Annotated in this window: 20 protein-coding genes, 1 pseudogene and 1 other annotated feature; of the genes and pseudogenes, 7 read left to right on the top strand and 14 right to left on the bottom strand. The window is 49.7% G+C overall.

What is annotated here, in order from left to right:
- Positions 1-182: 182 nt before the first annotated feature.
- The 7 genes from csiR to tal form a co-directional block, all read right to left on the bottom strand.
- On the bottom strand, positions 183-863 hold the full coding sequence (gene csiR / locus BN1044_RS16680; RefSeq protein WP_072309639.1) for a DNA-binding transcriptional regulator CsiR: 681 nt from the start codon (positions 861-863) through the stop codon (positions 183-185).
- 129 nt (positions 864-992) lie between these two features.
- Positions 993-2,393 carry a GABA permease gene (gabP, locus tag BN1044_RS16675; protein WP_072309638.1) on the bottom strand — a complete coding sequence of 467 codons (1,401 nt, stop codon included), beginning with the start codon at positions 2,391-2,393 and terminating at the stop codon, positions 993-995.
- Between the two features lie 142 nt (positions 2,394-2,535).
- Positions 2,536-3,819, bottom strand: coding sequence for a 4-aminobutyrate--2-oxoglutarate transaminase (gene gabT / locus BN1044_RS16670; protein WP_072309637.1), 1,284 nt, complete (start codon positions 3,817-3,819; stop codon positions 2,536-2,538).
- Between the two features lie 73 nt (positions 3,820-3,892).
- Complete coding sequence (gene gabD / locus BN1044_RS16665) at positions 3,893-5,341, bottom strand: NADP-dependent succinate-semialdehyde dehydrogenase (protein ID WP_072309636.1); 1,449 nt, start codon at positions 5,339-5,341, stop codon at positions 3,893-3,895.
- Between the two features lie 49 nt (positions 5,342-5,390).
- A complete protein-coding gene (gene lhgO, locus BN1044_RS16660; RefSeq protein WP_072309635.1) occupies positions 5,391-6,650 on the bottom strand; it encodes an L-2-hydroxyglutarate oxidase in 1,260 nt (419 codons plus the stop codon).
- Positions 6,651-6,735: 85 nt separating this feature from the next.
- On the bottom strand, positions 6,736-7,713 hold the full coding sequence (glaH, locus tag BN1044_RS16655) for a glutarate dioxygenase GlaH (protein WP_072309634.1): 978 nt from the start codon (positions 7,711-7,713) through the stop codon (positions 6,736-6,738).
- Between the two features lie 308 nt (positions 7,714-8,021).
- Complete coding sequence (gene tal, locus BN1044_RS16650; RefSeq protein ID WP_072309633.1) at positions 8,022-8,975, bottom strand: transaldolase; 954 nt, start codon at positions 8,973-8,975, stop codon at positions 8,022-8,024.
- A 461-nt stretch (positions 8,976-9,436) separates the two neighbouring features.
- Between tal and BN1044_RS16645 the strand changes: the two genes are divergently transcribed.
- Both BN1044_RS16645 and yaaA read left to right on the top strand, forming a co-directional pair.
- Positions 9,437-10,870 carry an alanine/glycine:cation symporter family protein gene (locus BN1044_RS16645; protein ID WP_072309632.1) on the top strand — a complete coding sequence of 478 codons (1,434 nt, stop codon included), beginning with the start codon at positions 9,437-9,439 and terminating at the stop codon, positions 10,868-10,870.
- A gap of 115 nt (positions 10,871-10,985) precedes the next feature.
- Positions 10,986-11,765 (top strand): peroxide stress protein YaaA, encoded by a 780-nt coding sequence (yaaA, locus tag BN1044_RS16640; protein ID WP_072309631.1) that lies wholly within the window; start codon positions 10,986-10,988, stop codon positions 11,763-11,765.
- Between the two features lie 185 nt (positions 11,766-11,950).
- Here the strand turns inward: yaaA and thrC are convergent, their stop codons facing one another.
- From thrC to BN1044_RS23960, 6 genes and pseudogenes are all read right to left on the bottom strand, one after another.
- Complete coding sequence (gene thrC / locus BN1044_RS16635) at positions 11,951-13,240, bottom strand: threonine synthase (RefSeq protein WP_072309630.1); 1,290 nt, start codon at positions 13,238-13,240, stop codon at positions 11,951-11,953.
- A gap of 3 nt (positions 13,241-13,243) precedes the next feature.
- Positions 13,244-14,173 carry a homoserine kinase gene (gene thrB, locus BN1044_RS16630; RefSeq protein ID WP_072309629.1) on the bottom strand — a complete coding sequence of 310 codons (930 nt, stop codon included), beginning with the start codon at positions 14,171-14,173 and terminating at the stop codon, positions 13,244-13,246.
- 1 nt (position 14,174) lies between these two features.
- On the bottom strand, positions 14,175-16,634 hold the full coding sequence (gene thrA / locus BN1044_RS16625; RefSeq protein ID WP_072309628.1) for a bifunctional aspartate kinase/homoserine dehydrogenase I: 2,460 nt from the start codon (positions 16,632-16,634) through the stop codon (positions 14,175-14,177).
- Positions 16,635-16,659: 25 nt separating this feature from the next.
- Positions 16,660-16,783: a sequence feature (Thr leader region), on the bottom strand.
- On the bottom strand, positions 16,719-16,802 hold the full coding sequence (gene thrL / locus BN1044_RS24225; protein WP_071603088.1) for a thr operon leader peptide: 84 nt from the start codon (positions 16,800-16,802) through the stop codon (positions 16,719-16,721). Its footprint overlaps the feature before it by 65 nt.
- A 241-nt stretch (positions 16,803-17,043) precedes the next feature.
- Positions 17,044-17,730, bottom strand: a complete 687-nt coding sequence (locus BN1044_RS16615; protein ID WP_072309627.1) for a tRNA/rRNA methyltransferase — start codon at positions 17,728-17,730, stop codon at positions 17,044-17,046.
- A 415-nt stretch (positions 17,731-18,145) separates the two neighbouring features.
- A pseudogene (locus tag BN1044_RS23960) lies at positions 18,146-18,285 on the bottom strand (hypothetical protein); the annotation flags it as partial.
- Between the two features lie 121 nt (positions 18,286-18,406).
- Between BN1044_RS23960 and arcA the strand changes: the two are divergent.
- Positions 18,407-19,123, top strand: a complete 717-nt coding sequence (arcA, locus tag BN1044_RS16610; RefSeq protein ID WP_004089205.1) for a two-component system response regulator ArcA — start codon at positions 18,407-18,409, stop codon at positions 19,121-19,123.
- 155 nt (positions 19,124-19,278) lie between these two features.
- Here the strand turns inward: arcA and BN1044_RS16605 are convergent, their stop codons facing one another.
- Complete coding sequence (locus BN1044_RS16605) at positions 19,279-20,394, bottom strand: tRNA/rRNA methyltransferase (protein ID WP_072309626.1); 1,116 nt, start codon at positions 20,392-20,394, stop codon at positions 19,279-19,281.
- A gap of 339 nt (positions 20,395-20,733) precedes the next feature.
- Here BN1044_RS16605 and trxC point away from each other — a divergent pair, with 339 nt between their 5' ends.
- The 4 genes from trxC to pssA all read left to right on the top strand — a co-directional run bounded on the left by trxC (position 20,734) and on the right by pssA (position 26,176).
- A complete protein-coding gene (trxC, locus tag BN1044_RS16600) occupies positions 20,734-21,165 on the top strand; it encodes a thioredoxin TrxC (RefSeq protein WP_025801390.1) in 432 nt (143 codons plus the stop codon).
- 110 nt (positions 21,166-21,275) lie between these two features.
- Positions 21,276-21,968: a tRNA-uridine aminocarboxypropyltransferase gene (locus BN1044_RS16595; protein WP_072309625.1), complete on the top strand. Its 693-nt coding sequence runs from the start codon at positions 21,276-21,278 to the stop codon at positions 21,966-21,968.
- A 44-nt stretch (positions 21,969-22,012) separates the two neighbouring features.
- On the top strand, positions 22,013-24,673 hold the full coding sequence (locus BN1044_RS16590; protein WP_072309624.1) for a bifunctional acetate--CoA ligase family protein/GNAT family N-acetyltransferase: 2,661 nt from the start codon (positions 22,013-22,015) through the stop codon (positions 24,671-24,673).
- A gap of 147 nt (positions 24,674-24,820) precedes the next feature.
- The gene (pssA, locus tag BN1044_RS16585) at positions 24,821-26,176 is read left to right on the top strand and encodes a CDP-diacylglycerol--serine O-phosphatidyltransferase (RefSeq protein WP_072309623.1); all 1,356 of its coding nucleotides are present in this window, start codon (positions 24,821-24,823) and stop codon (positions 26,174-26,176) included.
- Positions 26,177-26,530: the final 354 nt, after the last annotated feature.

Raw genomic sequence — 26,530 nt, 5'->3', positions numbered from 1 at the left:
ACGCCTGCACAGTTTAAATGTGGAGTTCAGTGTTTTAGGCGGACGTAACTTACCCCTAATTAAAGTATTCGAGCATGAGTAATTGAGAGATTGCGCTAGCAACCTTTCGTCGGACGCCTGCACGGTTTAAATGTAGAGCTCAGTGTTTTAGGCGGACGAAACTTACCCCATATCTAAAAAACTTATGCCCCCTTCCCCTCCATTGCCTCCCGAATAATCGGTATCGGCGTGAGCAAATGCTGCCGCATCAGCTCACCGGCGCGCTTTCCATCACGAGCCAAAATCACCTTCACCAGTTCATCATGCTCATGATGTTTATTCTCTAGCATCTCCACGGAAAGCACGGTTTCTCGCAGCCAAATGAAGCGGTAGCGCGCCGCGAGATCAAACAGTCTGGCTCGCATTTGCAGCAGGTATTGCGAGCCGCATCCGGCAACAATCGCCGTGTGAAATGCCTGATGGCGTTGATCCCATTCATCCAGCAAATCTTCGCTGGCATCACTGGCCTCTAGTTTGGCGAGCATATGAGAACGCGCGAGGATCTCAGCCTCCCAATCGTCTTTGCCGCGCTCAATCGCCAACTGCACCAGCATCGATTCCATATTGGCTCGAGCATCAAAAATATCGAGCAATTCGGCCTGCGACATCGAGGCAACGCGATAGCCTTTTTGGCTAACCACCGTCACCAGATGTTCTGCCACCAGCTGTGAAAGCGCCTCGCGTAACGGGCCAACGCCCAGTCCATAGCGGCTCGTCAACAGGCTCATGCGTAACTTTTCATCCGGCTGATAGATACCGCGGATGATGTCTCTTTTCAGCCATTGATAACCGTCAAACGTGGAATAAGGTAAAGAGGCGGTCATAGGCATAGCTCCCAAATAGCCACGAAGCAAAAAGAATAACCTACCAAAGTTGCAGGATCTCTTATACGAAAATGCGCCGTTTCAGTACTGACCAAACCGGCGCATCAAGATTATTAGCAAACCCCTTCGTTACCTCAAACTCTGCTGAGGCTGTTTTTGCCACTCAAACAGCGCCTTCCAGCGAGTCATGATCGGCACAGTACAAATGATACCAATGCCCAACAGCACGGTTGAAACCACTTCGATACGCTGTTCTGGCCTAAACATCATCACCACTAACACGAAGGTGATAAACAGGATCACCGTCCATGTTAGATAGGGATATAGCCACATTTTAAGCTTGAGCTCGTTGCCCTGCCTTAACAGGATCTTACGCATTCTCAGCTGAGAAACCGCAATCACTAAATACACCAGCAAAGCGATTGCGCCAGAACTGGCGATCAGGAAATTAAACACCTTCGCGGGGGCATAATAGTTAACAATCACGGTTAAAAACGCCGCGCCGGTTGACAATAAAACCGCCACATAAGGCGTTTTACTGCGGTTGGTTTTCCCCATAAAGGCGGGCGCATCACCACGGTGGCTCAGTGAATACAGCATACGCGAAGCGGTATACAGCGCCGAATTCAAACAGCTGGTGACGGACAACAGGATCACACAGTCCATGATCAATTTGGCATGCGGAATATGTAGCAGCTGCAGCACCGAGCTATAAGATCCTACGGTTTTCAGCTCCGGTGCGTTCCAAGGAACCAACGCCACCACCACAAAGATCGAGCACAGATAGAAGATCGCAATACGCCAAATCACGGAGTTGGTCGCCCTCACAATATGCTTGTCTGGGGTATCTGACTCAGCCGCCGCGATCGTTACGATCTCCGCGCCCATAAAAGAAAACATGGTGATCAACATGGCGCTGATCACTGCCCCAAAGCCATTTGGCATAAAGCCGCCGTGATCCCAAAGCCGAGACACGCCGCTGACCTGAACATGCGGATAAAATCCGGTGATGGCAATAGCCCCCACCACGATAAAGGCCAGAATGGCGATCACTTTGCACAGCGCCAACCAAAATTCAAACTCACCGTAGTTCTTAACGCTAAGCAAATTACTACCGGTTAGTGCCAAAGTAATGAGTAATGAAAATAGCCAGATAGGCACTACAGGTAGCCACGAGTTAAGAATGATGGCGGCGATATTGGCTTCCAGAGGGATCACCAAAACCCAGAACCACCAGTAAAGCCAGCCAATGGTATACCCTGCCCATTTGCCAATAGATCGTTCGGCATAGGTTGAGAAGGAGCCGGTATCCGGCGACGCCACCGCCATTTCACCGAGCATGCGCATAATCAACAGCACCAGCAAACCAGCGAAAAGATAAGACAGTAATACCGCTGGCCCCGCCTGTGAAATCGCAACGCCTGAGCCAACAAATAGGCTAGCGCCGATAACACCTGCAATGGACAGCATGGTGACATGGCGGGACTTCAGCCCGCCTCCCAGCGAGTTTGTTTCTGCAATCTGACCCATAATTCGAACCCTCTCGAAAGTTTTGCACTTAGGGAGAGCGCTCCGGCATTCCCGCGCCGGAGCACGCGCATTGTTATTATTTAGCCATCAGACTTCCTTTATGACGGGTGCTACTCGCGTAACCACAAGCACCTCGTTGCGCTTAGTTCTTCTTAGCCTCGGTAAAACATTCGGCGATAATATCCAGACCCTGTTTGATCTGCGCGTCACTGACCGTGAGCGGAACCAGAATACGCAGCACGTTATAGTACGGCCCGCATGACAACAGGATGAGCCCCTTATCACGCGCACGCGCAACCACTTCTGCCGTCAGTTTGGCATTCGGTTTATGCACATCGCCGTTTTCGAACAGTTCAATCGCAATCATCGCGCCAAGACCACGCACATCACCGATTTCTGGATGAGTTTCTGCGATATTGAGCAGGCCATCTTTCAGCTTCTGTCCCACATCGTTGGCGCGCTGCAACAGATTTTCTTCATCAAAAGTTTCAAGCACCGCTAAGGCTGCCGCACAGGCAATTGGGCTACCGGCATAGGTTCCACCCAGCCCGCCCGGCGCAATGGCATCCATAATTTCGGCTTTGCCTGTTACGCCTGCGAGAGGGAAACCACCCGCAATAGATTTCGCAAAGGTAGTGAGATCGGCAGCAACACCTAACTGCTCCATCGCAAACAACGTTCCGGTACGCCCTGCTCCGCTTTGCACTTCATCGGCAATCAGCATGATCCCATGCTCATCACACAGTTCGCGCAGGCGTTTCATAAAGGCAGGCGACGTTGAATAGAATCCCCCTTCCCCCTGCACCGGTTCGATAACGATGGCAGCAATATCTTCAGGCGCAGCGTCGTTTTTGAAAATGCGATGAATACTGGCGATGGCATCATCGTCGCTGACGCCGTGTAATTCACAAGGATACAAAGCGCGGAACACGTGCCCCGGCATTAACCCCATGCCTGCCGAGTAAGGGTTTACTTTGCCGGTCAACGATAAGGTGTAATGAGTACGCCCATGATAAGCACCGCTAAAAGCGATGGTTCCGCTGCGCTTGGTGGCCGCTCTGGCAATTTTCACCGCGTTTTCTACCGCTTCAGAGCCTGTCGTCACCAGCAGAGTTTTTTTGTCAAAATCACCCGGAACGCGCTTGTTCATGATTTCACACAGTTCCAAATACGGTTCGTAGGCCAACACTTGGAAACAGGTATGCGACAGTTTTTTCAGCTGAGCTTCAACCGCAGCCACCACTTTTGGATGCAAATGGCCCGTATTCAGAACCGCAATCCCGCCTGCAAAGTCCAGATATTCACGCCCTTCGACGTCCCATACGCAGCAGTTTTCTGCTCGCTCGGCAAAAATAGGATGGATCTGCCCCACGCCGCGTGGAATGGCGTTACTACGGCGCTGCATCAGTTCTTTATTCGTGCTCATCAGGTGTCCTCTCAGTATTCGGGTAGGCGGCTGATGCCGCTCTGTTGGTGTTAAAAAGTAAGGTCAGTTCTATTTACAATCCGATGCACATATATTTGATTTCGAGATAATCTTCGATGCCATACTTCGAGCCTTCGCGGCCCAGACCTGAGGCTTTGATCCCGCCAAAAGGCGCAACTTCATTCGAAATAATCCCGGTGTTGATCCCCACGATGCCGTACTCCAGCGCTTCGCCAACGCGGAATACGCGGCTGAGATCGCGCGCGTAAAAATAAGCCGCCAAGCCAAATTCGGTATCATTGGCCTGCGCAACCACATCGGCTTCATCTTTAAAACGAAACAGCGGAGCCAGCGGGCCAAAAGTCTCTTCTTTGGCAACTTTAGCGTTCGCAGGAACATCCACTAAAATGGTGGGCTGAAAGAAATTACCGCCTAAATCGTGCGGCTGGCCGCCGGTAATAATGCGAGCCCCTTTCGATAGCGCGTCTTCAATGTGCTCTTTCACTTTCGCCACCGCTTTTTCATCAATCAGCGGGCCCGTTGTTACGCCCTGCGCTAAACCATCGCCCAACGTAAGTTTTTCAACCGCAGCCTGCAGTTTTTTAGCAAAAGCGTCATAAACCCCATCCTGAACATAGAGGCGGTTTGCACACACGCAGGTTTGTCCCGCATTACGGAACTTAGAGGCCAGCGCACCGTCAACCGCTTTATCCAAATCAGCATCGTCAAACACGATGAATGGCGCATTCCCGCCCAGCTCCAGCGAAACTTTTTTGATGTCTTTGGCGCACTGTTGCATCAGCTGACGACCAATTTCGGTCGATCCGGTAAACGAGAGTTTGCGCACTAGCGGGTTGCCCGTGAGCTCATTTCCCACTTCGCTGGCCGAGCCGGTCACCACGTTAAATACGCCGTCTGGGATCCCTGCGCGCTGGGCCAACTCCGCAAGTGCCAACGCTGAAAACGGCGTTTGGCTCGCGGGTTTAAGCACCATGGTGCAGCCAGCGGCAAGCGCAGGCCCTGCCTTGCGCGTGATCATTGCCGCAGGAAAGTTCCACGGGGTGATCGCAGCGGTAACGCCAATCGGCTGTTTGATCACGATAAGGCGTTTGTCTGCCTGATGACCTGGAATGGTATCGCCATAAATGCGTTTGCCTTCTTCGGCAAACCACTCAATAAAAGAGGCGGCATAGGCGATCTCCCCCTTGGCCTCAGCCAACGGTTTGCCCTGTTCCAGCGTCATGAGCTTGGCGAGATCGTCTTGGTTAGCCATCATGAGATCGAACCAGCGACGCAGGATCGTCGCACGCTCTTTGGCCGTTAACGCACGCCATGCAGGCAATGCCTGATTGGCCGCTTCAATCGCCATGCGCGTTTCATTTGCCCCCATTTTGGGCACGGTGCCCAAAAGCTGAGCATTAGCGGGGTTTGTCACTTCAATAGTTTTCTTACTTTCTGCATCACACCACTTTCCCTGAATAAAGGCCTGCTGGCGAAAAAGCGTTGAGTCGTTAAGTTGCATAGCGAATTCCTTATTCATCAGTAAATTAGCTTTTATTATTCGATAAGGTTTATACGGCTGCCAAAGACGGCTTATCGTTAATTGCCGCGGTTAAGGTGCGGCCGTTATGGGTTTGTCCTGCCAGTAGCGCCTGAACTTTGCCTACAATATGCGTGCCAATCGGGATCGCCGAAGTCGCTGCCGGTGAAGGCGCGTTGCAAACATGGATACTGCGAGCGGTGGTCACAAACAGAAAATCATCAATCAGTTTGCCGTCGGGCGAAACGGCCTGAGCACGCACGCCTGCGGGATAGGGCTGAAGATCCTGTTTGGTCAAGCTTGGGCAATACTTTTGTACGCGTTTGAGATAGCCGCTTTTGCACAGAGAATTTTTCATCTCATCCAGACCGGACTTGAGGTTTTGCCGCATCACGCTACGAATACCGGAAGAACCGAATATCTCAAGCGTGTCGCTGAGCGAAATATCACGTTTGCGATAGCCTTCGCGCTTAAATGCCAGCACAGCGTTCGGCCCCACGGTCACGCTGCCGTCGATCATGCGAGTCAGGTGCACGCCTAAAAACGGCATCGACGGATCGGGGATCGGATAAATGAGATGGTTCACAATATGATTATGCTGCGGCGCTAAACGGAAATATTCGCCACGGAATGGACAAATAATAAAGCCGGGATCGACACCCAGCATTTTCACCAAACGATCCGCCATCAGCCCTGAACAGGTGATCAGGTTAGATCCTTCATAATCACCCGCCGTCGTTGTGACGATCACGCCCTGCGCATGCTCCCGCAGCGCGGTAACTTCTGCGTGATAGACGATCTCACCACCTGCGGCGCGGAAACGATCTGACATTGCCGTTGTGACTTCGGTGTAGCTGACGATCCCACTGGAGGGTACCAGAATACCGCCAAGCCCAACGATGTTGGGCTCGCGCTCATGAAGCTCTTCCGCGCTCAGCCAATAACGCTCTAAGCCGTTAGCTTCAGTGCGATCCCATAGCGCGCGCATACGCTGCATTTCTAGCTCGGACGTTGCCACCAGCATTTTCCCGCAGGTGTCATAGCGAATATTGTTTTCATCACAAAAGGCTTTCGTCGCTCGATTACCTTCCAAACAGAATTTGGCTTTTAAACTACCGGGCGTGTAATAAACACCTGCATGTATCACACCGCTATTGTGGCCGGTCTGGTGGCACGCAGGGCCGCCCTCTTTTTCCAGCAATACAATGCGGGCATCTGGATAGATGCCGATCAACTGCATGGCAGTCGACATCCCAATGATGCCACCGCCAACGATCACAAAGTCATACATCCGGCTCATTCCCTCCTCAAACTCTCTTGCGTGCTCTCTGGTTCTAACGAGAGCACGCTCGGTTAATAACAAATGAAGCCGAGGCTTATTGCCCAGCCTGATAATGCGAGGTGGAATAGCTGATATATCCGCGCTGACGCATCAGTTCACGGCGCAGTTCTGGGTGCGGTGTGAAGCGATCGCGGCCATGCAGCCAGAACAAGTTATTAATCAAAAGGAATTTGCCGACCAGAACCGGAACCGAAACGATATTGCGGCTGCCTTCGAGCGCATCTGAAAGCTCACTCAGCCAGTTGCCCTCTTCGAAATCCTTCGGTTGAGCAAACTGATCGATATAGCGCATCACCGGACGCCCTTGCCCATCGACATCAAATACCGGATGGAAAACATCTTGGGTAACATTCTTGCTTGGCGGCGCAGTCCAACGAATTGGGCGACGAGCCAACGGGTGGCTGAAATAGTTATCTAATGACTCCCAGTCATCCAGATGCAGCAATAGGGAATTGCCGCCCTGCATATTCTGCTCGTCGATTTTCATCATCAGCACATAGTCAGTCACTTCATCCACGAAAGTGCCATCGTTATGCAGCTCTAATACGCGGTGAGGCTGACGCAGGTAGCTATCTGAACTATCGACGTTTTTCACTACAAAACGGGCATAGAACTGGCCGCTCATAGCGTCATAGTTGGAGCGCCCGATTAGATGCGCCACCGCAGTAGCAATTTTGACCATCTCATCTGCCTGCTCGACGTGATCGATACCCTCAGCACCGATCAGTAAGGCACCTTGAGTTCGCGCCAGAATGGTATTGAGCAGCAATGGCTGAAGCTGGTTCCCGCAGAGTTCATCAAGGATTTTAGCCACGCGAAAACGCAGGAATGATTTGTACTCCAGCGCTTGTACGGGCCATTCAGCCACCTGCTCTAAAAAGCGTTGCGTGGTAGCAGCATCGAAATTGAGTTCAAGCATGCGTGGCGACTGTGCCGATGGGCGAACGGTAAAGCCTTGCCCTTTGGTTTTAGCTTCAGAGATATCCTGCTTTACGGCGGTTAACGCATTCATCAGAAAGTATCCTCATTGCAGAAAATTATTATCGGCAGAGCAATTTCCAGACATGCTCATTTCGTAGCCATAATTTAAAAATATCTACATTTTGGAAAATTGCGTATAAAAAAAGCATAAATGTTTATTTTTTGTGATCAACAATACACAATTATTTTACATTTATAAGCAAGGATAATTAGAGAGACTTATTTAAGATGATGAAGTAAAACAACTTTATTCATATCTAAAGTGAGGGGAATATTTTAGTGTTATTTAAATGTAAAAAAACCAGCCCTAGGGCTGGTTTCATGAACTGAACGGCTTGATTACAGCAGGTCAGCGATCATTTTTTCCAGTTTGCCTTGGTCTACGGCAAACTTGCGGATACCGTCAGACAGTTTATCAACCGCCATTGGATCCTGATTGTGCTGCCAGTAGAACTCAGCTTCGGTCAGACGCGCTGGACGCGCTTTGATTTCACCGGTGTAGCTCAGTTTACGCTCAACGTTGCCCTGTGCTTCAGACAGCTCTTTCAACAGCGCTGGAGCGATGGTCAGACGATCACAGCCAGCCAGTTCCAGAATCTCGCCCATGTTACGGAAGCTTGCGCCCATAACCACGGTTTCATAGCCGTGCTGTTTGTAGTATTCGTAGATTTCGGTGACGGATACAACGCCTGGATCTTCGTTTGGCGCATATTCTTTCTTGTCGGTATTTGATTTGTACCAGTCAAGGATGCGGCCAACAAATGGAGAAATCAGGTATACACCTGCTTCAGCACAAGCACGCGCCTGAGCGAAGGAGAACAGCAGCGTCAGGTTACAGTTGATGCCTTCTTTTTCCAGCTGCTCCGCAGCGCGGATACCCTGCCAGGTTGAAGCCAGTTTGATCAGGATGCGATCGTTGCTGATGCCAGCATCGTTATACATTTTGATCAGACGTTTAGCTTTAGCAACGCTAGCTTCGGTGTCGTAAGACATGCGCGCATCAACTTCGGTAGAGATGCGGCCTGGGACCAGTTTCAAAATTTCCAGACCGATATTGACGGCCAGCTTATCTGAAGCATCCACAACCTGCTGAGCTTTGTCGCTGCTCTGGCTGCGCGCCCAAGCAATCGCTTCATCAATCAGCTTACGGTATTCAGGAATTTGTGCTGCATTCAGGATCAGAGAAGGGTTGGTAGTTGCATCTTGTGGTTGATACAACTTCATTGCAGCGATATCGCCGGTGTCGGCCACAACGGTGGTCAGCTGGCGTAGGGATGTCAGTTTATCGGTCATTTTTAGCGTTTCCATTATTGGTGCATAAAACCAGAATTGATGCAGCAATGGTTTTGCTTGTCACTTTTTGAGCTATAACACGGATATTCTCAAGTGAATAACGCCATTGTGCATGAACTGTTGGCGGTTTATGACGTGCCTGTAGCTGATAATAACACGCATCCACTGTTGCGCAATGCACTAAACTCGTCATAAAACCTATCACTTTTATCGGTTCTAGTGCAGAAACAGCAGGCAACCGTTTTCGGCTTCGCTAAAAACAGTACACAGGCGGAAATGAGAATAAACCGTCATCGTTTTTCAAACTTATGCTACATTCTTGCCGTTTTTCAGCCTCAAAATTTGCGCGAGTTGCGCAACACCAAAGCCCAGTTGTCACCATAAAAATATTATCGGCTCGGTGGAATTTTCGTTGTGCTTTTATGCAGTTACGCGATGTTATTGAACACTAGGAGAGCGTTTTGACGGATCTAATTAGCTTTATCAACAACATATTGTGGGGATCGGTGCTGATCTATCTTTTGATCGGCACAGGGATCTTTTTCACTATTCGAACCGGATTCATTCAGTTTCGTCATTTCGGCCATATGTTTTCGGTTTTAAAAAACAGTAATAAGGCCGACAGCTCAGGCATTTCTTCCTTTCAGGCGCTATGTACCAGCCTTGCCGCCCGCGTTGGCACCGGTAACTTAACCGGCGTCGCCATTGCAATTACCGCAGGTGGCCCCGGAGCCGTTTTCTGGATGTGGGTAGTTGCCGTGATTGGCATGGCAACCTCTTTTATCGAAAGCACCTTGGCGCAGTTATACAAAACCAAAGACGATCAGGGAAACTACCGTGGCGGCCCCGCCTATTACATGGAGAGAGGGCTCGGTATGCGGTGGATGGGCGTTCTATTTTCGATCTTCTTAATCATCGCATTTGGTTTGGTATTTAACGCCGTACAGTCTAACTCTATTGCTCAGGCCACCGCCGTTGCCTTCGGCCTTAAGCCGCAGTATGCCGGTATCGCTTTAGTTTTGTTCAGCGGCGCTATCATTTTTGGCGGATTGCGTTCAATTGCCAAAACAGCAGAGTTGATCGTGCCGTTTATGGCTATCGCCTATTTGGCGCTGGCATTCTGGGTGGTTGGGCACAACCTGAGCCGCATGCCCGACGTCCTTTTGCTGATATTCAAAAGCGCTTTCGGCTTGCAGGAAGCGGCCGCTGGCGCAGTGGGGTATGGTATCGCACAGGCCATGACGCAAGGTATCCAGCGCGGCCTATTTTCAAACGAAGCCGGTATGGGATCTGCGCCTAATGCCGCAGCATCTGCAACGCCATATCCACCGCATCCGGCATCACAGGGCTATGTGCAGATGTTCGGTGTTTTTATCGATACGCTGGTTATCTGTAGCGCCACGGCGGCAATTATTCTTTCATCAGGTGCATTAGACCACGCGCCGGGCAGTATTAGCGGGATTGAGCTCACCCAGCGAGCGCTGGCGTCCTCGGTGGGGGGTTGGGCGTCTACCTTTATTGCGACTGCCATCTTTTTCTTTGGTTTTACGTCGATTATCGCCAACTATTCGTATGCCGAGAGCAATCTGGTTTTTCTTGAGCACAACCATCCCGCCGGTCTAATACTGTTCCGCTGTTGTACATTGGGCATGGTGATGTTCGGTACGCTCGCCGAATTGCCGTTGGTATGGAAGATGGCCGATCTTTCCATGGCAATGATGACAATCACTAACCTGATCGCAATTTTACTGCTCTCCGGTGTAGCGCTGAAATTGGCCAAAGATTATAACCACCAGCGCAGTATCGGGCGCTTGCCGACCTTTGATATCAGCCAATATCCTGAAATTCAGCAGCAGGTTGAACCAGGCATTTGGGATAAACCGAAATCTGAGTAGTTCCCCGAAAAATAGGGGGCGTCGATGTAATACGATGCCCCTATCACACTGATTAATCCCTTCTCAATCTTAAATTTGTTACATTAGTGGCCAACTCTCATAACAGGATCAATCCATGCTGATTATTATCTCACCTGCCAAAACGCTGGATTATGAAAGCCCGCTGGCAACAACGCGCTTTACTCAACCTGAACTGCTCGATCGCTCTGCCGAGCTGATGCAATATTGCCGTGAATTAACACCGGCACAGATTGGCAGCCTGATGAAAATCAGCGATAAGCTAGCAGGGCTGAACGCCGCACGCTTTGCCGAATGGCAGCCAAATTTCACGCCTGAAAATGCACGTCAGGCAATTCTGGCCTTTAAGGGTGACGTTTATACGGGGCTGCAAGCCGAAGACTTTAGCGAGCAAGATTTCGACTTTGCTCAGCAGCATCTACGCATGCTTTCTGGCCTGTACGGCCTGCTTCGGCCACTCGACCTGATGATGCCGTATCGTCTGGAGATGGGCATTAAATTGCATAACGGCAAAGGCAATGATTTGTATAGTTTCTGGGGCGATTTGCTCACCGAGAAATTAAATCAGCAGTTGAAAGCACAAGGCGATAACGTGCTGATTAACCTTGCGTCTGATGAATACTTTAAAGCCGTAAAACCAGCCAAATTAGATGGACAGCTAATTAAGCCGGTATTTTTAGATGAGAAAGGCGGCAAATTTAAAGTTATCAGTTTCTACGCCAAAAAGGCGCGCGGCCTGATGAGCCGCTTTATCATTCAAAATCAGTTAACCAAACCTGAACAGCTGAAAGATTTCAATTTAGAAGGGTATTTCTTCGAAGAAGAGAAGCCGTATAAATCAGGCAGCGAGCTTATTTTTAAACGCCACGAAGCGTAAAAAAGAAAACCGGCTTATCGCCTAACGTCGTTCGTTCAAGAGATCGAGATACACGGGTCTACCACACCGCGGGGCGCTCCGGCGGCTTACGCCGCTACGACCCCATCGGTGTGCTCCCCCTAAAATCGGACTTAAGTAAACGGTATTATCTTTTTGCCGGTTTTTTATCACTCATTTTCAAGTGGTTACTTTGCCCATTGCATCATAAAAGCGCGAAGCGGAACGAAATCCGCTGCCATTTGATGCGAGAGCAAAGGCAAATCCGCGCGTTCAGCCAGTTCGGCTGGCAAAGGCAGATCGCTGGCTAAAATCTCATCGACGACTTCTTTAAACTTCGCCGGATGTGCAGTACCTAAGAACAGGCCAAACTCCCCCGGCTGCAGGGTATCACGCAAAACACGATAGGCAATTGCCGCATGAGGCTCAGAGATGTAACCAAGCTGTGCCATTTCGCGCACCGTTTGGCGCGTCACGTCATCAGAAACATGCCCATAAGCCAGTTCTTTGAGCTGCCATATCTTGCGACGGAATAATTCTTCAACCCGCGGCCAGTTATTTGGGCGGCTGACGTCCATCGCATTCGATAGCGTCGCCACGGTGTTATGCGGCTGCCACTCACCGGTGGCAAGGAAGCGCGGTACGGTGTCGTTCGCGTTAGTCGTCGCAATAAAACGTTTAATCGGTAATCCCAGAGATTTCGCCAGTAAACCGGCGGTTAAATCACCAAAGTTACCGCTAGGTACAGAAACCACCAGCTGATTGCGTGCTTCTTGAGGCAGTTGCGCTACGGCTTCAAAGTAGTAGCAGATCTGAGCCAGCAAGCGGCTGATATTGATTGAGTTAGCAGAGTTCAGCCCAACCGCGTTTTTAAACTCTTCATCATCAAAGGCTTGTTTGACCAGCGCCTGACAATCATCAAAATCACCGTCGATAGCAATCGTCTGGATGTTTCCACCCAACGTGCAGAACAGTTTTTCCTGCAACGGACTGATTTTCCCCTGAGGATAGAGAATGACAACGCGTACGTTCTCTAAGCCGTAAAATGCGTGGGCCACCGCAGCGCCGGTGTCACCGGAGGTGGCAGTCAGAATAGTGACAGGCTCATTGCCCGCCACTTCCTGTAGCATCTGCGCCATAAAGCGCCCGCCGAAATCCTTAAACGCTAACGTTGGCCCGTGAAATAGCTCAAGTGCAGCAATATCCGGTTCCACCTGTGCAACCGGCGCAGGGAAAGCAAAAGCCGCTTTCACGCGATCATGGATGACCTCCGGAGCAAACTCATCCGCCAAATAGGCGGATAAGATATTCGCGCTGCGGGTCACAAAATCCTGTTTCAGCAAGCTGTCAATTTCGCTCAGCTCAAACTCTGGCAGTTCTAAAGGAAAGAATAGCCCCTGATTTTTGCCCAACCCCTGTTTAATTGCCTGCGCAAAGCTGACCTGCTCGTTATGATCTTTCAGATTATAAAGTTTCATGCGTTATCCCAGTCGTCGTGCGCCTGCATTGTCCAGACGGCAGATGTGAACAAAACCTTCGTCGTTTTGCAGATAGTTTTCTTTCAGCCATTGCGCCATGCGCTGCGCGGTATCTTGGCGATCGCAGATGGCAAACAGCGTTGGACCTGAGCCCGAAATTCCACAGGCCAAAGCCCCAATATCGTGAGCGGCCTGACGAGCCTGAGCAAACCCAGGTAACAGGCGAGTACGGTAAGGCTCGGCAATGACATCATGCATTAACTTAGCCGCTAAAATCGGTTGGCGGGTATGACACGCATGTATAAATCCGGCTAGATAACGTCCATGGCTGATGCAGTCTTGGCGGCGGTACTGCGCCGGTAAAATAGCCCGCGCTTCGGCGGTCGAGACTTTAATACCCGGATAAGCCATAACCCAGAACCATTCATCAAAGCAGGGAACGGTTTGGCTAATAATACCGTTCTCTTCCAAAATCAGCTGTAGGCCACCGAGGTAGCACGGGGCCACGTTGTCATAATGCACGCTGCCTGAAATACGCCCTTCCATTTCGCCCATCAGCGCCAATAGCTGGGTTTGGTCGAGTGGCTGCTGAGCAAATTCATTCAGCGCCATCAACGCCGCGACCACCGAACAGGCGCTAGAACCGAGCCCTGAACCAATCGGCATGTTCTTTTCCAGCACCATGGAGACCTGTAATTCATGGCCTATCTCTTGGCAAAAACGCTCCCAGCATTGATAGACGATATTTTCTTTGGGATCGATTGGGAGCTTGCTCACAAAGCTGCCCTTAGACGTTAGGCTAAAAACATCAGCCGCTTCAACGCTCACGCAGTCGCCAAGAAACTGGCCATCGACCGGCGAAACAGCGGCACCCAGCACGTCAAACCCCACGCTCACATTCCCAATTGAGGCCGGTGCATAAACCTTAACCATATTAAACTCCCAACTTCCATGACAAGGTGCGCAGCAAATCTGCAAATACACCGGCTGCAGTGACGTCATTACCTGCACCATAGCCGCGCAGAACTAACGGAATTGGCTGATAATAACGGCTGTAAAACGCCAACGCGTTCTCACCGTTCTTCACTTTATAAAGCGGATCGTTGCCATCCGCTTCGACTATTTTGACCTGACAGCGACCGTCGACAATTTGTCCAACGTAGCGCAATACCGCGCCATTCTCACGTGCTTTAGCCACGCGTGCCGCAAACAGATCGTCCAACTGAGGCAAACGTGCCAAAAATGATGGAGTATCGCCGGTAGCATCAAAATCAGCAGGTAGCACGGATTCCACCTCGATATCATCTAACTCCATAACATGTCCCGCCTCGCGCGCCAAAATCAGAAGTTTACGCGCCACATCCATGCCCGAAAGATCGTCGCGCGGATCTGGCTCGGTATAGCCCAGTTTTTTCGCTTCCAGCGTTGCGGCGGATAACGACATTCCTTCTTCAAGCTTGCCAAAAATAAACGACAGCGAGCCCGACAAAATTCCTGAAAACTGAACGAGCTCATCACCCGCACTCAGCAAATTCTGCAAGTTTTCGATAACCGGCAGCCCCGCGCCTACGTTGGTGTCGTAGAGGAATTTACGACGCGATCCTGCGGCAGCCTGACGCAGTTGATGGTAGTAGTTCATTGAACCGGTGTTGGCTTTTTTGTTTGGCGTCACGACGTGGAAACCGTTACTGAGGAAATCAGCGTACTGATCGGCGACGGCTTGGCTAGATGTGCAATCCACAATCACCGGATTTAGCAGATGATATTCGTTCACTAAACGAATCAGGCGACCAAGATTAAACGGCTCTTTGGCATCGGCCAACTCATCCTGCCAGCGGGCAAGATCGATGCCGTGCACATTGGTTAAAAGCGCGCGGGAATTCGCAATGCCGCAAACGCGTAGATCGATATGCTTGTTCTTCAGCCATGTCTGCTGGCGGTGGATCTGCTCTAGCAGAGCCCCGCCCACGCCACCGGAGCCAATAACAAAGACTTCGATAACCTGATCGGTATTGAACAGCATCTGGTGGCTGACGCGCACGGCCGTGGTGGCTGAGTCATTGTTGACGACGACGGAAATCGAGCGTTCGGAAGAGCCCTGCGCAATCGCAATAATATTGATATTAGCGCGCGCCAAAGCCGAGAAGAATTTTGCGGAGATACCACGCATGGTGCGCATACCATCGCCTACCACGGAGATAATCGCTAAGTGCTCGGTCACATCCAGCGCTTCCAACAGACCGTCTTTCAGCTCCAGATAGAACTCTTCATTCAGCGCCCGCTGCGCGCGATCCAGCTCGCCCTGCGGGATACAGAAACTGATGCTGTATTCCGAAGAGGATTGCGTGATCAGCACCACCGAAATACCGCTGCGTGACATAACGGCAAACACGCGCGCCGCCATGCCGACCATGCCTTTCATCCCCGGACCTGAAACATTAATCATCGCCATGTTGTTCAGGTTAGTGATCCCTTTCACCGGCACGCCGTCAGATCCACTTTCACGTCCGATAAGCGTTCCCGGCGCTTGAGGGTTGGCGGTGTTTTTGATTAAGCAGGGAATTTGGAACTGGGCGATAGGAGAGATGGTGCGAGGGTGAAGAACTTTGGCCCCGAAATAGGAAAGCTCCATGGCTTCCTGATACGACATCGATTTAAGCAGCCTTGCATCGGGAACGGTGCGCGGGTCGCAAGTATAGACGCCGTCGACGTCAGTCCAGATCTCACAGCAGTCCGCGCGTAAACAGGCGGCAAGCACTGCGGCAGAGTAGTCAGAACCATTGCGGCCTAACACCACCAGCTCACCTTTGTCGTTACCCGCAGTGAAACCCGCCATCAATACCATGTGATCGCCTGGAATAGGGTCGGCGGCGATACGTCGAGTCGACTCCGCAATATCAACGGTTGATTCAAGATAACCGCCATGCGCCAATAGCTTTTCAACTGGATTAATGACGGTTACGCCATAGCCACGCGCTTTTAACAGCTCGGCCATAATGGCAATCGAGAGCTTTTCACCGCGACAAATCATTGCCGCATTCACGCTGTCTGGGCATTGCCCTAACAGCGAAATTCCATGAAGAACCTGTTTGATTTGAGCAAACTCAGCGTCAACCACCTGCTTCAGACGCCCAGAGTCAAAACCGGGCTGGGCCTGCTGCAACCCCGTCAGCAAATCGGCAAAGATAGCCTCAGCGTCGCTGATATTGGGCAGTATCTCTTGCCCTGCAATGGTTTTCTCAACCAACGCGACCAGATGGTTGGTGATTTTGGCCGGTGCAGACAGCACGGTCGCAACCTGTCCCTGTTGGGCATTATTTTCTAATATGTCAGCAACGCGCAGAAATCGATCTGCATTCGCCACTGAGGTACCACCAAATTTCAGCACTCGCATTTGTCACACTCTCCCGAATTAGGCTTAAAAAAAAGCCCGCACTGTTTAGGTGCGGGCTTTTTTCTTTCTCTTTTTCTGTACGCGTCAGCCCGCCCCGTTACATGTCGTATCGGTGGTGGTAATAATTGTTGTGGTATTCAGGCTGTAGTTATGAAAACTAATACGCATCTCTGTCTGTCCAATAAATTCTTGTGTCTGCCCTATATTGGTTAAAGCAAAGGCAAAACTAAGTCAACGAAATTCTGTTTTTAACCAGCAACATTTCGATAACCTAGACAGCATAAAAACCTGTAGAAAAACATCACATCAGCAAAAGTGCGTTGAGTCACACTTTTAGCGCACGTCATCTAAGAGAAATTTATCTGCCTTTACCGAGCAATCGTCGTTTTCAGTTTTTTTATTCGACAGGCTATTTTTTCAACACTTTTTCAATATCATGCAGCAAGGTGTGAAGCATAGAAGTATCACGCTGCGCGAGTAACCCAAGGCGCTGATCGAGCCAGTCGGTGAGTTTTTGATCATCGGCAACATCAAGCGTTCCCAATAGACGGTGCACACGTTGGCGCAGTGCCACCAGTTGATTCTCTTCGGCCAGTGCCTCTGGCTCCACACTGTTCTGAACTAATGACGATAGCTGATAGCAGAAAACCATCACGGCCTGCCCCAAGTTGAGCGAAGGATAATCGGCCACCATTGGCACACCGGTTAAAATATCCGCCAAGGCTAATTCTTCATTTGATAGCCCAGACTCTTCACGGCCAAAGACCAGCGCACAGCTGGATGTCCAGCTCTGCTTTTCATGCAAGATGCTAGTGAGCTCGGATGGCGAACAATAGTAGTGAAATCTGGCACGACTTCTTGCCGTGGTGGCAACGGTGAAGTCCACATCAGCCAATGCGGCTTCTAGCGTGTCAAAATGCTGGGCATTATCCAGAATATCAGCGGAACCGTGAGCAACCCAGCGAGCGGCGGGCTCTAGGTATGCTTGGCTATCAACAATTCGTAGCGATGAAAATCCCATGGTTTTCATCGCTCTTGCCGCAGCGCCAATATTTTCTGGTCTGGCTGGAGAAACCAGTACGATATGAATTTGCATAGAAATGCCCGATTTTTAACAATTAATAATAAACAGGTGCACACTTTATCCTGCTCGCGAGGGTTTTTCCATTAGCCGTAAAGTTACATTTATTTAACAAAAACACGGACTTTTCTATTAGATAAAAAAGGAAAAGGGCATTTTAATCAAAAAACATTCTAAGACTAAGCTATTTGGCACAAATTCAGTAAATTCATTCTTATAATCAATTAATTAAATTATCCATAAATATAGAATAAAGTTTAGCTACGATATGAGATTTTCCCGAGCTTAATCATGAACAAACTCACTTAACTTCATTATCCAGCTCACATACTTGTAAGTGTTTTTCACAAATCTGTTAACGTGCTACAATTGGATTTGATATATGTCAACAAAGCGTAGTTTTGTTGGATGGCAATTGCGGTGTGTGCTGTTATATTGCTGTTAATAGGGTTAGGATGTGCGCCGCTTTTGGCACCACCGGGGCTGTAGGGAGTAACATCCCCTGACCAACCTAGCGATGTTGTTGACGTTGATGGAAAGTGCATCAAGAACGAGTTTACGTACCTTAGTCTATTGAATCTCTATGTTGTTACATCATCGAAACAGCCACACTCTCGATTTGGTGTTTTAGGAATCAAGACTACTGTACTTCCCTATTTCTATTTTGTTGGCAATTTTAGGTAGCAAACACATGCAGACCCCGCACATTCTTATCGTCGAGGACGAACTCGTCACTCGAAACACACTTAAAAGTATTTTTGAGGCGGAAGGTTATATCGTTCATGAAGCCAATGATGGCGCAGAAATGCACCAGATCCTGTCTGAATTCGACATCAATCTGGTTATCATGGATATCAACCTGCCTGGTAAAAATGGCCTGTTGTTGGCTCGCGAGCTGCGTGAACAAGCAAATGTAGCGCTGATGTTCCTGACTGGCCGCGACAATGAAGTGGATAAAATCCTTGGGCTGGAAATCGGCGCCGATGATTATATCACCAAGCCATTCAACCCACGTGAGCTGACCATCCGTGCTCGCAACCTGCTGTCCCGCACCATGAACCTCGGTGGTGGCACAGAAGAGCGTAAACTGGTTGAGAGCTATCGCTTCAACGGTTGGGAGCTAGACATCAATAGCCGTTCACTGGTGAGCCCTAACGGCGAACAGTACAAGCTACCACGCAGCGAATTCCGCGCCATGCTGCACTTCTGCGAAAACCCGGGCAAAATTCAATCCCGCGCAGAGTTGCTGAAGAAAATGACCGGCCGTGAGCTGAAACCACATGACCGCACCGTTGACGTGACAATCCGTCGTATTCGTAAGCACTTTGAGTCTACCCCAGATACCCCGGAAATCATCGCGACCATCCACGGTGAAGGCTATCGCTTCTGTGGCGATCTGGAAGAGTAATTTTCCATTCGCATATACACAAAAAGGCCGGATTATCCGGCCTTTTGCTTATCTGTCGTTTAACGATTTTTATTTATGTGCGAATGGCAGGCACAAAAAAGCGGGGCTAGCCCCGCTTTCTCATACAGCCTGAAGTATGGCTGGCATCCAACGCATTACGCGTTTTGACGCCACCATTCTGCCAGTAAAATACCGGTAGCAACGGAAACGTTCAGGCTTTCGACCTGACCCGTACCGCCGATAGACAGGCTTAAATCACCTTTCTGCATCACGGTTTCAGACAGACCATCACGTTCCTGGCCTAATACCAACACCATTTTCTTCGGCAATGAAGCCTTGGTCAGCGGCGTTGTACCTTTATGGCTAGAAGTGGTTACGATGGTGTAACCCGCGCGACGGAACTCATCCAGCGCGCTATCAAAACCATCCGCATCAATCGCCTGAATGTGCTCTGCGCCGCCTTCTGCGGTACGTACTGCTGCACCGGACTCCAGCATCGAAGCATCCTGCACCATCAAACCTTTCACGCCAAAGTGCGCACAGGTACGCATGATGCCGCCTAGGTTATGCGGGTTACCCACATCTTCCAGCGCCAATACACAATCGGTATCCGCAGCTGTTTTCAGATAAGTAGCAGCATCGAGGCCATTACGCTTTTTAATCAGGAAGCAAACGCCGCCGTGATGTTCAGTGCCTGAGGCTTTCGTCAGCTCTTCATCATCAACAACATGATAGGCCTTACGATTTGCCGCCATCCAGCGTAGCGCTTCACGGAAGCGTGGCGTTACAGACTGAACAAACCATGCACGAACAATGGCATCAGGACGGCTGGCAAACAGCGCCTGACAGGCATTCTCACCGTAAACACGGGTTTCTTCAGCGCGCTGACGACGCAGCTGCTCAGGATCGATAAAGCTCTTACCGGCGATACCGCCATGATCGGGCTTATCTTCTTCATTTGGAGCACGAGATACCGTTTTCCAAGGCGAACGATCATAAGGGCCTTCATTACGCCCTTCGCTACGACCTTCACTGCGGTTCGCACCAGCAGGACGGCGAGAGCGATCGTTTTCCTGGCTACGGCCTTGGCCACCACGGCGATCGTTGCGACGGTCTCCATCCTGAGCACTACGGCCCTGACGACCACCTCGTTCACCTTGACGCCCTTTACCTTCCGGACGTGATTTTTGGTCACGGTCTTTGTTGTCGTCCTCACTGCGGACGTACATCACTTTGACCTTGCCATTTTTGCCATTAAAAGAATCGTTCATTGCTATCTCCACCAACGCGCAGGGCGCGAAGATTACCTGATGTGTGACCACTAAGCTATACCCAAAATAATTCGAGTTGCGGGAAGGCGGCAAGATAAAGAGTACCGATAAGCTTACACAGGTAAGTAATTCGGGTGATTAAGCGCAGCCAACGCACATACAGCTTGAAATATGACGGGTATATAAGCTTCGACAAAAGCTGATATCTATTATAACCATTGAAGAAACCTGATTGTGATTAATATCCCTGCATACGATAATGCTTAACATAATTTAAACATTAACGTTGCTTTTACAGTGAAAAGCGCGGACTTTTTATCCCCAATACCGAGGTTGCCCATGAATACCGTTTGTCCATCCTGCCAAACTACCAATCGTTTACCGGAAGAGCGCATTGAGGATCAGGCTAAATGCGGTCGCTGCGGTCATGAGTTGTTCGATGGCGAGGTCATTAATGCGACTTCAGCCACGCTGGATAAAATCCTGCAAGACGACCAACCGGTGCTTATTGATTTCTGGGCGCCATGGTGCGGACCGTGTCAGGGTTTTGCTCCGGTTTTTGAAGACGTCGCTGAAGAGCGCGCAGGGCAGATCCGCTGTGTGAAAGTCAATACCGAAGCAGAACCGGAACTTAGCGCACGTTTCCGCATTCGCAGCATTCCAACCATTATGCTGTACCAAAATGGTCAGCTGGTAGACATGCTGAGTGGCGCAATGCCAAAAGCACCTTTTGATAGCTGGCTGAATGAACAGCTTGCTGCAAAAGCATAAACCCGATTCTAAGCCCAGCACGGCGCTGGGCTTTTATTTTTTCCCTTTCGCCGCTGTACCCTATCCGTCCGCTTGTTTAAAATAGCGCTTTTGCCTCATCAGAGAAGTCGATGTCCCCTAACGCCGTATTGCGCCTGCGCGAGCTCCGTCTTGCTAAAGCGACCAAACCCTTTCTCACTCGCGGAGGACGCGTAACGCGCTGCCAGCGTTGCTTACTCCCTGAAACTCGCTGCCTGTGCGACACCATTTCTACCCAATCGGCTAAAAGTCGCTTTTGTCTGATGATGTATGATACCGAGCCGATGAAGCCTAGCAACACGGGGCGTTTGATTGCCGATGTATTACCGGAAACAGCGGCTTTTCAATGGGCCAGAACCGAAGTTGATCCAAAACTACTGGCGCTTTTAAACGATCCTAACTATCAGCCTTATGTGGTCTTCCCCGGCTCCTACGCGCCTGAACGTGCCGTATCCATCTTGCCGCAGGATAGTTTGGCTAAGCCGCCGTTATTTATCATGCTCGACGGCACCTGGCGTGAGGCGACAAAGATGTTCCGTAAGAGCCCTTATCTCGACAAGTTCCCCGTATTCTCTTTAGAAACTAAGCTTGAAAGTGACTATACGCTACGAGAATCAGCCCGTGACGAGCAGCACTGCACCGCTGAAGTTGCAGCTGCACTATTAGATATCGCGGGCGATTACGAAGCCGCTCAGGGCCTACAACAACACTTTAGCTATTTTCGCCGTCAATATTTGCTAGGCAAGCCTCATCACCGTGAAGAGGTCGCTGCAGAAAATATCTAGAGGCATTAGACTCAGGCTATCTGCTTCGGCAAGGAGTTTTAGCTATGAGTCAGCGCAGTCTGGAATCGTTGTTACGTCCGAAGTCTATCGCCGTGATAGGCGCATCAAATAAAATTGGGCGTAACGGCCACTTAATGATGCAGAACCTGCTTAAAGGAGGATTTTCTGGGCCTATTTTTCCCGTGACTCCTCGTTATCAGGCCGTGTGCGGCGTACTGGCCTATGCTGATATCGAATCCCTGCCTTTTGCCCCAGACTTGGCGATCCTGTGCGTCAACGCCCAGCGCAACTTAGAGATTATCGCCTCATTAGGTGATAAAGGATGCCGAGCGGCCATTGTGCTTTCATCGCCAAGCGCCCAATCTGCCGAGTTAAAAGCCTGTGCCCAGCAGCACAACGTCCGTTTATTAGGGCCAAATAGCTTGGGCCTTTTGGCTCCATGGCAAAAAATAAACGCCAGCTTTTCACCGGTGCCGATTCTTCCCGGCAAACTGGCCTTTATTTCTCAATCAGCAGCCGTTTCAAACACGATTTTAGATTGGGCTCAACAGCGAGAAATAGGCTTTTCTCTTTTTATCGCCTTGGGTGACAGCTTGGATATCGACGTGGACGATCTTCTAGATTTTCTCGCTCGAGACAGCAAAACCAGCGCAATCCTGATCTACTTAGAGCATCTGCATGATGCGCGACGTTTTCTGTCAGCCGCACGTAGCGCATCAAGAAACAAACCCATACTCGTCATCAAGAGTGGCCGCAGCCCGCAGGCGCAGCAGCTACTCAACAGCGTACAAGGGTTAGATGTGGCCTATGATGCCGCGATCCAACGCGCAGGCCTGCTACGCGTGCAAGATACGCACGAGCTTTTCTCTGCGGTAGAAACACTCAGCCACATGCATCCGCTACGCGGAGAAAAAATCCTTATCATCAGCAATGGTGCGGCACCTGCTGCCATGTCGGTGGATGAACTGCTGCGGCGTAATGGGAAGCTCGCCACCTTAGATGAAGACACTTTCACCGCGTTGCGCAGTAAAATGCCGGACGATGTGTATCTACAGAACCCAATCGATCTACGTGATGATGCGACCCCTGCCCGCTATCAATCTGCCATCAACGTTTTACTTGATAGCCACAGCTATGATGCGGTGCTAATTATCCATGCACCGAGCGCAGCAGCACCAGCGACCACAACGGCCGAAATTCTTATTCAAACGCTAAAACAGCATCCGCGTGGCAAACGTATTTCTGTGCTTACCAACTGGAGCGGCGAATATTCATCGCAAGAAGCGCGCAGGTTATTTAGCGAAGCGGGTATTCCTACTTATAGAACGCCTGAAGGCGCGATTACTGCCTTTATGCATATGGTTGAATATCGCCGCAACCAGCGTCAACTGATGGAAACACCGTCGTTACCAACCGATCTCACCGCAAACACCACCCAGGCTCACGACCTTATCCAGCAAGCGCTAAAAGAAGAGATCTACCACCTCGATACACACGAAGTCAGATCAATTCTATCCAGTTACGGCTTACAAACATTGCCAACATGGATTGCCAACGACAGTACTGAGGCCGTGCATATCGCTGAACAGGTTGGCTATCCGGTTGCATTAAAGCTCCGCTCACCTGATATCCCGCATAAGTCGGATGTACAGGGTGTCATGCTCTATCTGCGCAACGCAGCCGAGGTAGAGCAAGCGGCAAATGCCATTATCGATCGCGTGAAGCATTCGTTTCCTCAGGCGCGCATTCACGGCCTATTAGTTCAAAGCATGGCCAACCGAGCAGGTGCTCAAGAGCTACGGGTGCTAGTCGAACAAGATCCCGTATTTGGACCGCTTATAATGCTGGGTGAAGGCGGAGGGGCTTGGAACCCAGACCACGATGCTGCCGTTGCTTTACCGCCGCTAAATATGACCTTGGCGCGATATCTGATTATGCAGGCGATCAAAGGTGGTAAAATCCGCAGCCGAAGTCCTTTGCAGCCACTTAATATTGACGGGCTTAGTCAGTTGCTGGTGCAGGTTTCCGATCTCATTGTCGACTGCCCAGAAATAAGCCGATTAGATATCCATCCCGTTCTGGCCTCTGCTAAAGATTTCACGCTGTTGGACGTGTCACTCCAGCTCACCCCGTTCTCCGGTTTAGCCGAAAATAGGCTCGCCATACGCCCCTACCCTCAGCATCTTGAAGAGCCAGTGACGTTGAGAAACGGAGTGACTTGCTTGCTGCGCCCCATCCTCCCTGAAGATGAACCCTTACTACAGCAGTTCATTCAGAAAGTGACCAAAGAGGATTTGTACTACCGTTACTTCAGCGAGATCAATGAATTTACGCATGAAGACCTCGCTAAAATGACTCAAATCGATTACGACCGAGAAATGGCTTTCGTGGCCGTTATTCAGGAACAAGGTAAAGATGCAATCATAGGGGTAACGCGCGCACTATCCGACCCAGACAATCTCGAAGCCGAATTTGCCGTATTGGTTCGCTCAGACAGTAACGGTTTAGGACTTGGAAAGATGCTTTTAGGTAAGATGATCGCTTATTCAACTCAGCACGGGCTTGAAAGGCTAGTAGGTATAACTATGCCAAACAATCAGGGAATGATTGGACTCGCTAAAAAACTGGGATTTCAGGTCGATATACAAATTGAAGACGGCATCGTCAATTTGCGCTTGCCACTGAACAATTCATTGCCGGTTTAAACGGAATTTTGCTGAGAGGGTGGCGACAAATCGAGGCAAAACATACGCAATAGATGGAAAGTAGTGTTATTATCGCCCGATTCCATAGGCTAATATAACTGTATGTAGCGTTTTGCTACACAATGATGAGAGAAGAAGCGCACTGTGATGTTGTCTAAATTTAAACGAACGAAACATCAACAACACCTTGCACAACTGCCAAAACTTCCCCAGACAGTTGAGGATGTACAGACGCTGTTTACGCCAGAGGCTTTTCGTCTGGCGTTAATTGACGCGATTTCTAACGCCTCTCGCCGTATTTACATCACGGCGCTGTATCTGGAAAACGATGACGGCGGACGCGATGTCCTCAATGCCTTGTATAGCGCAAAGCAGCAGCATCCAGATTTAGAAATCTACGTTCTCGTCGATTGGCATCGTGCACAACGTGGACGTATTGGCGCCGCGGCGACAAATACAAACGCTGATTGGTACTGCGCTATGGCCGATCAGCACCCTGGTGTATCTGTGCCTGTCTACGGTGTTCCGGTTAATACCCGTGAAGCGCTGGGCGTTTTGCATCTGAAAGGGTTTATTGTTGATGACCGAGTGATTTACAGCGGTGCAAGTCTGAACGATGTATATCTTCATCGTCATGATAAGTATCGTTATGACCGCTATCACTTCATCCAGAACGGTCGTTTAGCTGATACCATGTCAGCTTACATACAAAATAAGCTTCTGACCGATCCCGCAGTTCAACGGCTCGATCGTGACGATCGCCCGAAAAGTCCTGAAATTCGTAATGAAACACGCCAATTCCGCCATGGTTTACGCAGCTGTGGCTACGATGTTGCGGCAATAGCCGGCAACGATGAATTAGCGGTGACGCCATTAGCGGGGCTAGGCAAACATAGCGTTCTGAATAAAACGATTCATCACTTAATGTGCAGCACTGAAGAAAAAGTCACGCTGTGTACACCTTATTTCAACATGCCTGCATTATTGGTTCGTAATATTATTTATTTATTACGCCAAGGGAAACAGGTTGAAATTATTGTGGGTGATAAGAAGGCAAATGACTTCTATATTCCAGAAGATGAACCATTCAAGATCATCGGTGCATTACCTTATCTTTATGAAATAAATCTTCGCCGTTTCATGAGCCGCTTACAGCGCTTCGTCGACAATGGTCAACTGACCGTTCGTCTATGGAAAGATGAAGACAATACCTACCATTTAAAAGGCATGTGGATTGATGACCAATGGCAGTTGATTACGGGGAATAACCTGAATCCGCGCGCTTGGCGTCTCGATCTTGAGAACGCAATACTTATCCACGATCCTAAGCATCAACTACATGAGCAACGTCAGAAAGAGTTGGAGTGCATCCGCACTAATACCCACGTCGTTCGTAGCTATCTTGAGCTTGAAACTATTCAGCAGTACCCTCTGAAAGTCCGTAAGCTGATTAGAAGACTACGCAGAATTCGTATTGATAGACTAATAAGCCGAATTCTTTAATAAGATAAGAGCCTCCTTCTGGGAGGTTTTTTTATATCTAGAATAGTCTGACTTCTTCTATGGTAAATACCTTTTCCTAATTATTAAGACAGCCAGATAATAATCTAAGCGCTATTAAAGGTTTTAACTTCTCGTTATTAATATATAAGTGACTTAGTATCTAATTACTCTAGGAACTGGCATGACAATGACGATAATAGATAGATTTCTGCATCACAAAATACATTTCATGTATTCGAGTTCAAATTCCCCATAGCAAAAAACCCCAGTCTTTCGACTGAGGTTCTTTACTTGATTTAAAGCCTGGCAGTTTACGCTGGGCTTTCTGCCCAGCCCCCTTCGGGCCAACGCTTT

Origin of the sequence: Hafnia alvei, assembly GCF_900095695.1 — a bacterium.
GTDB lineage: Bacteria > Pseudomonadota > Gammaproteobacteria > Enterobacterales > Enterobacteriaceae > Hafnia > Hafnia alvei_B.
Note: the sequence above shows the minus strand (reverse complement) of the source record. Positions and strands in the feature narration are given on the sequence as shown.